Here is a 9,903-nt window from a genome sequence, read left to right as displayed (position 1 = left end):
GACACCTATTTTAGATATTGGTGAGATGGTTATCTCTACTGATAAAATCGATTATTTATTGTGCCCCTCTTTCTCTGCAATGACACGTATCGGTACACCTCGACAGATTGTGGAAATGTACACCTTGTTAAATGGGGCAGAGACTCAGGAGTTAATTAACCGCGCGTTGTTGGCTTACGGTACGCTTCCCGACTGGCTGATTAAACTGATGCGAAAACCCGCATTTGGCCGCAATATCCTGTCAACGGCCATGATAGTGATACAGGCGTGCTGTAACGATGATGTGGAAGAGCTGATCGGTGAATGGCGTCCGGGGCGAAGAGGAGTCGTGTACCGTTTGGGTAGTTTGCCAATTAATGACATCATTGTCATTGCCCGCGAACTGATAACGCACGGTGTTATCGGTCGGGTCAAAATCCGAAAACTCCAGCGACATGAGGGAACGGAAGCGTTTTCTGACCAGTTTAAAGCCATTGAATACATTAACGCCGCTCGAGCCCATTTCAATATGCCGCGCGAAGAAGCCGAGCAGTTAACGATGACCGAATTTCAGATGATGCTAAAAGCCAAGTTCCCTGATGAAAAAGGTTTTACTCGTGAAGAATACGACGCTGTTATTGATGCCGATGATCAGCGTACTAATGACCTGATGAGCGGTAAACGAAGGTTGGTTAGCATGAAAAAGTGATAGCCAAGAATAGGCTAAAATTGAAGTGTTTGATGCATTTTAATCATCAACGAAACAAATAAAATACAGTTTGTACTGTTGAACCCTAGGTTCAAAGAGTCTAATATTACCTCAGTTATATTTATCAATGAGCTAAATACAAGTTAGCTATTCTTTTAATTTCATAACGTTAGGGGGCTACTATGAGAACTGAGCATACCAGATCTATACAGACTATTAGCCACTCGACAGAAGTTATTGATTCTTTTTTTGACGAGCAATCACAGAAGGAATTCTCTGTTAGGCGTCTGAGTTGCCGGAATGATATAAAACGACAACTATTTATAGTAACCATAACGAATGATAATAAGAGTGATAAATTCTATGTTGTCCCGTTTGCTGAACTTACTATATGTAGAAATAAGATAAGATATATTATTAAACCAACTCAACAATATCCTGATTTGGAAGACAGCATCCCTTCAATAAGTGGCAGCATTGAAAAAGCTATTAGTGGGTTTATTCAGAATTACCGGCCTGCTGTTACCGCATAATTGAGATAATCATGGCTCCTGATCTGAACGATTCATACACTAAAAATTTGAGCATTAAACCTTACAGTATAAGAGAAGAAGTTATAGAAAAGTTCTATCACTTATCAATGGGTGGTGACTTATTAGAAGTGATTGAGTACCTTTTGATTGGCGGAGATTGCCATAACTATATAGAAATCATTCGATTAGGATGTTCAACGGAAGAATATTACAAAGAATGCGCTTTTGAAATGCGTGATTCAGGTCATAACGATAGTGAAATCATTAATTATTTATTAGCTCTCGATATGCGAAATACCGATGATGATGACTTAATTGGCCGTATTGCATACAGCGATTTTGATTTCTATGAAAATGGTATAAAAAAGACAGGGAAGCAAATAAAAGGTGCTTTCATTTCTCCAGAATACCATATGGCGGGGCTAGGTCGAGCATTATACAAGAGTTTAGTCTTAAAGCATGAACACCTTATTTGTGACAATATACAGAGTATTGCGGGTGGCAGTTTATGGGCTAGCGGAATGATAAAACTCGCCGATGTTCGTGTGTATGATACTGTAAAACGTGAATTTATTGACAGGTTGGATAAGGGAGGGGTAGGCGTTGGCGGTATTAAACCTTGGAGTGCTACACGTCTTCCTATGAGAGAACTTTCTAGGTGGGAGCCTAATTCAATATCTCATGACAGTTGTCATCATATAGTCAACATTATAAGTAAGGACAATCTATACACCTAAACCCGCCCCGAGCGGGTTTTTCATATCTGCCTATTCTGAACAGCCCCTTACGGGGCTTTTTTGTTGGTCAAGAGCTGATTTTTACTATTATAAGTGGTTAATATTAATCATGTTTTTCTGTTATTGTTTGTACAATTTTTTATTAACAGATTCTGCTATTTTCATAAAGAATTCTTTGAACTCGTCATTATCTTCATTACCGTCATCATTTAATAACTCTTCAGCTATAAGTAATGTAACCGCCTTGCTGATAGCTGCATTGTACTTCTCTTTATCAATATTAATACTAATGGTTGGTGAAGTGTCACCTCCAGGATCTAGTTCAATGCGCTGATGAGATAAGCTGGCATTGTGCGCGTTATCAATACCATCTTGAAGCATCATGACGATCTCGGTGTTCATGGAACGCCCATTTTTTTCTGCAATTTTTGTTATTTCATCCCTCATACCAGCAGGCATACGGACGTTAAATCTATCCATTTCTTGGCTTGGGTATTTCTTAGTCATGGCGCACCTCAAATTATGATGAGTTAATCATAGCACCAACTTGACATTAATATAAATGATGCTAAATTGGTTTTAGTGCCAAGTTGGTTTTAATGCTAAATTGGTTTTATTAAGGAGATATTACATGAGCAATGAATTACACAACCAGAATAAAAGTAGTCCATTCAGTTTGAGACTGCCGGACTCAATGAGAAAGGAGTTGGAGGAAAAAGCAGAGATGGATTTTATTTCTTTGAACTCAGCAATTGTTATGCGGTTAGCAAGATGCTTGAGAGAGGAAAAAGGGCATGCAGCATAAAAACAGCGAAGCCCTAGCTGCACGAACAGACCAAGGCTCCTGAGTATTATTTATCGTGTGAGACAAACAACTTAACCATTGTAACGAATGACAAATCAAATTTCCAGAGTACCGCCAAGTACCCTGAAAACAGAAAACCAGTAGTTTGCAGTTACTGGTTTTCATCAAACTAACTCGATGGAGAGTTTTTAATGACTAATAAGAATGTAGCAGCTTCTAGTGCAGTTGTCACCAAGATGTCAAGTCGTGAGATTGCGAAACTGACAGGGAAAAACAAATCTGATGTCCACGTTGATATTTGGAATATGTTGAAACAATTGTATGGCTACACTAAGGATGATGGGAAAATCCATCATCATAAAAATCAACAAGTTACTCTAGTTGATGGCGTAATTGCCGTTATTGATAACCGCGGCTATATCTCTGAGTTCTTACTCGACCGCCGCCACACAGAAATTCTTATCACTGGTTACGACGTTGTACGCCGTGCGGCAGTAATTGACCGTTGGTTTGCGCTTGAGTCTGGCTCAGTACAACCTCTGATCCCCCAAAAATTACCAGAAGCACTTCGCCTTGCTGCTGACTTGGCGGAACGGAAAGCCGAGCTTGAACATCAAGTCGAAGAAATGAAACCGGATGTCGACGCCTTTGAACGTATTGCCAAAAAATCGACTGGCAGTATGTGTGTTACAGACGCAGCGAAGCACCTGCAAATTAAGCCGAAAATTCTTTTCGATACCTTATCTTCAAACAAGTGGATTTATCGCCGTTTAGGCAAAAAGCCTTGGGTTGGTTATCAAGACAAGTTACAGCAGGGATTGCTGGAGCACAAAATAACTGTTGTTGCCAAAGACGACGGAACCGAGCGAGTTTGCGAACAAGTTCTTGTGACTGCAAAGGGCATTTCCAAACTGGCTAAGATGTTAAGCGTGGATAAAGCGGCTTAATAATTGATTGCCAATGGTGACGATCAAATACTGATCTACACAACAGAATCAGCCAATTTAACAGTGATTGCCAGGGTTAACAATACAAATTTACTCCTAATGCGTGTGTAAATGGTTGAATATTCGAGGCGTCTCGCAATTCTCAATAGATTTCCTTTACAAAACGTTACAATTACGCAATAAATAGTCCCGCTCAAAAACGACGAAGCCCCCAACTGCTGGAACAGTCAGGGGCCTCTAAATCGTCTAATACCATCTCAAGGAAAATAGACATGCCCATTATAGCAACTAAAGAAGTTAGTAAAACTATTAATGTCCCATTTTATGGCGCAGATCTCTATGTCGTTAATTATAACGGTGAGACACATGTGCCGATGATAGACTCAACTGTCATTGACAATATAAGCATTGCTTTATACACTTGCTTGAGAGGCGTCAGAACCTCCAGTAAGCGGTCGCAACCAACCCCGTTAGTGTTGGATTTTTTATGCCTAATTTTTAATGGTAGCTTTACGGCTATCATTCCCCTGACTCAAAGTCGGGAGGGCGACGAATACAATACCCGAAAGGGAAATGAGTCCGCGGCTCTTACTGCCGTTCTGAACCTCCCGGCACCATTTTATGGTTGTTCACTTTTCAGAAAAAAGTAAGGAGTCACCTATGACTAATCAATTAACCTTCCGTAGCACAGTTTTTAACCCTGTACACCACGCCAATAAGATTTGGTTTACTGCTGCTGAGTTGGCAAAGGCTCTTGAGTACAAAAAATCAGATGCCGTCACCCAGATTTATGACCGTAATTCTGATGAGTTTACCTCTGCAATGACCGAGACCCTCAAATTGAGTGTCTCGAAGAAATCAAAGAGTTACGAGGATAATTTACAGAAAACAGTACGAATCTTCTCACTTCGAGGTGCTCATCTGGTTGCCATGTTTTCAAAGACGAGTGTTGCTAAAGAGTTTCGTAAATGGGTACTGGATATACTAGATCGTGAAGTTGAGAAAACTTCGACAATCATAAAACCTCAACCGCCTAATTTTAGATACATTATCAAGATGGAAGTTTACGATAAGCACCTAAACAAAACCGAGACTTTTACTGGTGGAACTGAGACGCCTAGAGGTATCATTGATGGGGTAGCAAGGCGATATGGGTTTTACATTGAAAACTTGCTCTCACTGCCGATGAATATATTCTAGCACCAAGCCAAAGACGGCCTTAATCAAATAATCATCACATAAATGCCACTTAACCGTGGCATTTTGCGTTATTTTGCACTAATTGGTTGGTATCATGAGCGAAATTTAACGATGAGGGATTGTGATGGTTAACATCAAAAAAGAAACAAATCATGATATTTTTGTATGGGATCTTCCTCCTGAATTAGAAAATATTTATGGTGTAGTTGTTCACTATTGCCTATCGGCAAGGCGGTTTGATAAGGGAATGATATGTAAAGGGTTTAAATTGGAAGATGAAAAAGGCCAGCTTATAATCGACAAAATGATTGAGCGAGGAGTAATTGCTCATCAGGATGATAAAGGGGATTATTTTATCAGTGATATATATAATCATAGTGATTATTTGCTGGAATTAGAACGCAAAGAAGATGAAGAAAAAGCCAAAAAGAAAAAAGAGGAAGAAAATCGCGTTGATTTGCACAAGCCTTTGTTCTTTATAGCAATTGTAGTCTTTATGGTTTCTTTGTATTTCCTTATAAGAGAACCGGTATCCTTGTTAATACTTATACCATTCTCTATAGCCGCTGGAGCTTATTCGGATAGACTCCCTAAAGGAGTCCCAGCTGTAATAGTGATAGCAATCTGTATCTCAACGCTTTTGTTAGTTAACTCGATGGCTCCGATATTTGGTGATAAGTATGATGCTAAAATAGCAATTGAAAGCACCAGCCATCAGGTAGGCGGAAACAATAACGTGGATCGGGACTTGGTAAATACTTCTTTAGATGAGCCGTCTAGCTCTGCTACCCAGCCTGCAAAGACATATACAAAAGAGCAGTTAAATGACATGGTTAATTCTGATAATTACCCAGACCAGCTAAGCCCTATTACACAAGACAGTAGCTCCATGAGTTTCACTGACTGCAAAAACTCGGCTTTAGAGATATACAATCAAGTGATCGGTGAATATCCGGGAAAAAGAGTCGTTGACTCATCTATTTTGTTTATTGTGAAGGTGTGGACAAACGATGGCGTGATTATGGTTAGTTGTTCTGAACCAGACCAAAAAAGAGTGATTACACAGTCAAGTTATAAATGAATTCAATGATGGGGCATGTGATGACGAAGTTATTTTTTTCTGTGATTTGCATATTTTCATTGTCCTTTAATGTCTTTGCAAAAGAAATAGCGCTGACACAAGAAGAAGTTCAAGCCATAGAAATGGAAGTTAAGAATAAGTTAAAAGATCCGGATAGCGCGAAGTTCAAGCACAACAATCTGATAGTGAAAGATGGAAAGTCAGGAAATCTATATTGTGGGTTAGTAAATGCAAAGAATTCATATGGTGGGTATACAGGTTACTTTCCTTTCAAGGTGTATTTATTTCTTAATAAATACGGGAAGAAAGCTGCTCTTATCATTGGAGATATCGATAGTAAGTCAACGAGTGAAGAAGTAACGATAAAGATGTGTAATGAACACGGATATTTCCTCTAAATTTAATTTCTTTTCTTAACAACCCTGCCATCTGGCGGGGTTTTCTTTTTTAAGGAGCTAGAAAATGGCAGAAGTTCGCGTAGGCAATATCGTTTATCAGGTATCAATGGATGTAGCTCAATTACTGACAGCTCAGCGTCAAGTTAACGAGCGCCTTGATAGGATGGAACTTGGCATGGATAGAGCAAATGTAGCAACGAAAAGACTAAGCTCTTCTATGTCATCATTATCTGCGATAGCGGCAAGTTTAATTGCAGCACTTTATGTACGTCAAATCGCGGAATATGCGGATGTATGGACTAATGTTAATAACAAATTAGTTAACTCTCAGAAGGCACACGAAGAGCTTAATACCGTCACTACACGCGTATTCGATATCGCTCAAAGAACCAGAACGAGTCTGGAAGCAACAGCTACATTATACGGACGTCTTGAAAAGGCCACTCGATCATTAAACATGAGCGCTAAAGACCTTGGCGATATGACTGAAACTATAAATAAGGCACTTATTGTATCAGGTGCTACTGCGGCGGAATCATCGAGCGTACTTATCCAGTTATCTCAGGCTTTAGCGGCTGGCGCATTGCGTGGCGAAGAATTTAACTCCGTTAGCGAAAACGGCATAAGGATAATGCAAGCTATTGCGGATTATCTTGGTAAAGATATCGGTCAGTTAAAGGAACTGGCCGCTCAAGGTAAATTGACCTCCAAAATCGTTATTGCCGCAATGAAAGCGAGTGCAGATAAAATTGCTAAGGAGTTCGCCAAAACTACTTCTACGATAGAACAGGCGTTCGTTGTCGCTAACAATAACGTTACTAAATTCGTTGGTGAATCTAGCAAGGTCAGTACAGCAGCGAATATATTTAATAAATCCTTAGTGAGCCTAAGTGGGAATTTGGATACATTCGCTACCGCCATTGGTATGGTGGCATTGGCGGCTGTCGCTAAATTTAATGGAGCATTGGCGGGTAAAGTAAAAACCACGATCACATCTATGCAATCATTAAATGCCGAAACTGCCGCTGCTCATACCAACGCTTTAGCGACAGAGCACGCAGCTATTGCAGCTAATCGCAAAGCTATAGCTGACAGGGAACAAGCAATACTCGCATATCAGGTTGCTGAGGCTGAATTTATTGCAGCCAAAGGAACTCAAGCCGAAATGATAGCAACTAATGCCCTTATAGCGAGCAAAGAGGCACTAGCGGTCACGCAGCTTAATGTTGCCACCACCGGTAAAGCTGCTGCCGCTGCTACTGCGGCTGTTGGTGTTGCCGCTAAAAACGCGTCTGTGGGATTGCGGTTATTAGGGAATGCATTTGCTTTTGTGGGAGGATGGTTTGGTCTTATCACCATTGCAGCGGGGATTTTTTACTACATGTATGAAAAAACCAAGCAAGCATCGGATGGTGCGAGGGAATACGCAAAAAACTTAGGCAATGTTAAAGAAAAGCTCAAAGATTTGAGTGCGGAAGAGGTTGCTGCTGAAGTTGATAAAATGAATCGATCAATCAAGCAGATGGAAATAGATGCCAAAAATTCAGCGCAAAAAATTAAGGAATTGCAGCAAGAGCTTGATAAATTCAAAGACCCGAAAAAAAGAGCAATCAAAATAGCCTATTACACAAGTAATGGAATGGATAGGGATTTTGCCGAACAAGCTGTTGCTGATGACGAAAAAAATGCGCAAGAGGCTCTAACGCAAGCTAAGGCGGATCATGTACGCATAACAAGAGAGCTGAACAAAGCCAAAGCAGATTCAGCAATTATGACAGATATTGGAAACAAAAAAATAGAAGAAACCAATAAGTTAATTTATGAACAAGGTAAAAAAGAAATCCCTAATAATGTTAAGGAATGGGAAAATGCAGGGAAAACCTACGGGGAGGTGGTGGAGCTAATAAAAACCAAACTGAGCAGCCTTGGTATCGCGATTAAATCCGTTGGGGGCGATACAGAAGAAGTAAATAAGAAAATGCAAGCCATGATTAAAAAGGCTGAGCGTGATGTGAAAATTGCCTCAATACCGGATGAAAAAGGCAAAATAAGGCAACAAGCTGAGTTTGACGCGGAAGATGCTGGCGCTGCCCCCGGCTCTAAAGACTCCAATGAGTTTGTTGCTCTGATTATGCAGGAGCAGGAACTTAAAGAAGCAGCCGAAGAACGGAAAAAGGCAGAGCAAGAAGCTGAATCTGCTGCTAAGAAGGCCGCTAGCGAGGCAGAAAACCGCTCCAAGCAGATTAAGGATTCTCTTAAACGCCAGCGTGATGAAATAGACCGCCTTAGAACAGGGTATGAAGAGGGTAGCCGTGAAATGGCTCTATACGATGCTGCCAAAGCCATGCCGGAAGGTTCTAGCGAGGAACAGATTGAAAAAGCCAGAAGAAATGCCTCAGAAAGATACGATCTTGAAAAGGATTACGAAGCCAAAAAATGGATGCTTGAGCAGGATTCTTTAGCGAAATCTAAAAAGGCAATGGATGAAGAGCTTGAGCATTTAAGGCGTGTTATAAAAGATAAAGAAGAACTTCATAAGCGTGAGCAAGAAATAAGAGAACGCTACAAGAACAAGCAAGCGGAAGATGAAATAAACAAAAAAGTTGATTCATCGGTGGGCTTTAATGAAGGAATGCTGGGTAAGGTAGACCCTATCCAGCAACTCCAGAATGAATACGCTCAGAAAATGGCAATGCTGGATGCCTATAATGCTCATGATATCGGCGAGCATGAAAGAATACTTCAACTCAAATCTGAACTCACCCGTAAATTCAACGATGATATGACCAGCGCCCAATGGGAGCAATGGAAAGGCCAGAATGAAATGTATCAATTTCTGGGTGATGCGGTTGAAGCACTAGGCCAACGTTCAGCCAATGCTATCACAGGGCTGCTAACTGGCACTCAGACCGCCAATGAGGCTATGCGCAATCTGGCTCTTACCATCACGAATGAAGCTGTCTCAGCATTGGTTCAAATGGGTATGCAGCAAATCAAGAACATGATCATCGGCAAGGCGACTAATACTGCGGCGGCGGCATCGGCAGTTGCCACAGGTGCGACAATTACTACAGCAATGGCTCCTGCTGCTGCGGCTACCAGCGTAGCAACAATGGGAACTGCTGCCACATTCGGGATGATGGCAATGGCAACGGCGGTTCCTGCGATGATTGCGTTACTCGGCGCTCGCAAAAATGGTGGCCCCGTCAGCCCGAACGGTGCTTACCGTATTGGTGAGAATAACAAGCCGGAGATATTCAAGGCCAATAATGGTAATCAATATTTAGTGCCGGGCGATAGGGGCAAGGTGATTAGTAATAGGGAGATGGGGAAAGGGGGTAATGGTGGCATAGTTGTTAACCAAATTAATAATTTCAATGTCAGTAATAGCGGTCAATTTACGGCGGAAGATGCTAAAATGTTGTCTGGTTTTGTTAGGAGGGAAGTTTACGATATTTTGGTCAACGAAATTTCTCGTGAAGAAGGCCTGCTTAACCAATAGGATAATAAATCT

General features: G+C 41.0%; 10 protein-coding genes. 9 read left to right on the top strand and 1 reads right to left on the bottom strand.

What is annotated here, in order from left to right:
- The 3 genes from IQ209_RS15890 to IQ209_RS15880 all read left to right on the top strand — a co-directional run.
- On the top strand, positions 1-688 hold a 688-nt coding region (locus tag IQ209_RS15890; RefSeq protein ID WP_228005925.1), incomplete at its 5' end, for a DUF6246 family protein.
- 182 nt (positions 689-870) lie between these two features.
- Positions 871-1,221, top strand: coding sequence for a hypothetical protein (locus IQ209_RS15885; RefSeq protein ID WP_193852205.1), 351 nt, complete (start codon positions 871-873; stop codon positions 1,219-1,221).
- 11 nt (positions 1,222-1,232) lie between these two features.
- Positions 1,233-1,958: a hypothetical protein gene (locus tag IQ209_RS15880; RefSeq protein ID WP_193852204.1), complete on the top strand. Its 726-nt coding sequence runs from the start codon at positions 1,233-1,235 to the stop codon at positions 1,956-1,958.
- A gap of 120 nt (positions 1,959-2,078) precedes the next feature.
- Here the strand turns inward: IQ209_RS15880 and IQ209_RS15875 are convergent, their stop codons facing one another.
- Entirely contained in the window at positions 2,079-2,465 is a 387-nt protein-coding gene (locus tag IQ209_RS15875) for an Arc family DNA-binding protein (protein ID WP_193852203.1), read from the bottom strand.
- A 124-nt stretch (positions 2,466-2,589) separates the two neighbouring features.
- Here IQ209_RS15875 and IQ209_RS15870 point away from each other — a divergent pair, with 124 nt between their 5' ends.
- The 6 genes from IQ209_RS15870 (at position 2,590) to IQ209_RS15845 (ending at position 9,891) form a co-directional block, all read left to right on the top strand.
- Entirely contained in the window at positions 2,590-2,763 is a 174-nt protein-coding gene (locus tag IQ209_RS15870) for an Arc family DNA-binding protein (RefSeq protein ID WP_193852202.1), read from the top strand.
- Between the two features lie 236 nt (positions 2,764-2,999).
- Entirely contained in the window at positions 3,000-3,710 is a 711-nt protein-coding gene (locus IQ209_RS15865) for a phage antirepressor KilAC domain-containing protein (RefSeq protein ID WP_228005924.1), read from the top strand.
- Positions 3,711-4,370: 660 nt separating this feature from the next.
- Positions 4,371-4,910 carry a BRO family protein gene (locus tag IQ209_RS15860; RefSeq protein WP_193852200.1) on the top strand — a complete coding sequence of 180 codons (540 nt, stop codon included), beginning with the start codon at positions 4,371-4,373 and terminating at the stop codon, positions 4,908-4,910.
- A 124-nt stretch (positions 4,911-5,034) separates the two neighbouring features.
- Positions 5,035-5,991, top strand: a complete 957-nt coding sequence (locus IQ209_RS18425; protein ID WP_228005923.1) for a hypothetical protein — start codon at positions 5,035-5,037, stop codon at positions 5,989-5,991.
- A 20-nt stretch (positions 5,992-6,011) separates the two neighbouring features.
- Complete coding sequence (locus tag IQ209_RS15850; RefSeq protein WP_193852199.1) at positions 6,012-6,389, top strand: hypothetical protein; 378 nt, start codon at positions 6,012-6,014, stop codon at positions 6,387-6,389.
- A gap of 64 nt (positions 6,390-6,453) precedes the next feature.
- Positions 6,454-9,891 carry a tape measure protein gene (locus tag IQ209_RS15845; protein ID WP_193852198.1) on the top strand — a complete coding sequence of 1,146 codons (3,438 nt, stop codon included), beginning with the start codon at positions 6,454-6,456 and terminating at the stop codon, positions 9,889-9,891.
- The last annotated feature ends 12 nt before the right edge of the window (positions 9,892-9,903 follow it).

It is taken from the genome of Xenorhabdus sp. BG5, from assembly GCF_015163665.1.
Lineage (GTDB): Bacteria > Pseudomonadota > Gammaproteobacteria > Enterobacterales > Enterobacteriaceae > Xenorhabdus.
Note: the sequence above shows the minus strand (reverse complement) of the source record. Positions and strands in the feature narration are given on the sequence as shown.

Excerpts from the sequence above, each read along its gene's own strand:
- IQ209_RS15885 (WP_193852205.1), top strand. The coding sequence starts at position 871 with ATGAGAACTGAGCATACCAGATCTATACAGACTATTAGCCACTCGACA.
- IQ209_RS15845 (WP_193852198.1), top strand. The coding sequence starts at position 6,454 with ATGGCAGAAGTTCGCGTAGGCAATATCGTTTATCAGGTATCAATGGAT.
- IQ209_RS15865 (WP_228005924.1), top strand. The coding sequence starts at position 3,000 with ATGTCAAGTCGTGAGATTGCGAAACTGACAGGGAAAAACAAATCTGAT.
- IQ209_RS15875 (WP_193852203.1), bottom strand. The coding sequence starts at position 2,465 with ATGACTAAGAAATACCCAAGCCAAGAAATGGATAGATTTAACGTCCGT.
- IQ209_RS15850 (WP_193852199.1), top strand. The coding sequence starts at position 6,012 with ATGACGAAGTTATTTTTTTCTGTGATTTGCATATTTTCATTGTCCTTT.
- IQ209_RS18425 (WP_228005923.1), top strand. The coding sequence starts at position 5,035 with ATGGTTAACATCAAAAAAGAAACAAATCATGATATTTTTGTATGGGAT.
- IQ209_RS15880 (WP_193852204.1), top strand. The coding sequence starts at position 1,233 with ATGGCTCCTGATCTGAACGATTCATACACTAAAAATTTGAGCATTAAA.
- IQ209_RS15860 (WP_193852200.1), top strand. The coding sequence starts at position 4,371 with ATGACTAATCAATTAACCTTCCGTAGCACAGTTTTTAACCCTGTACAC.
- IQ209_RS15870 (WP_193852202.1), top strand. The coding sequence starts at position 2,590 with ATGAGCAATGAATTACACAACCAGAATAAAAGTAGTCCATTCAGTTTG.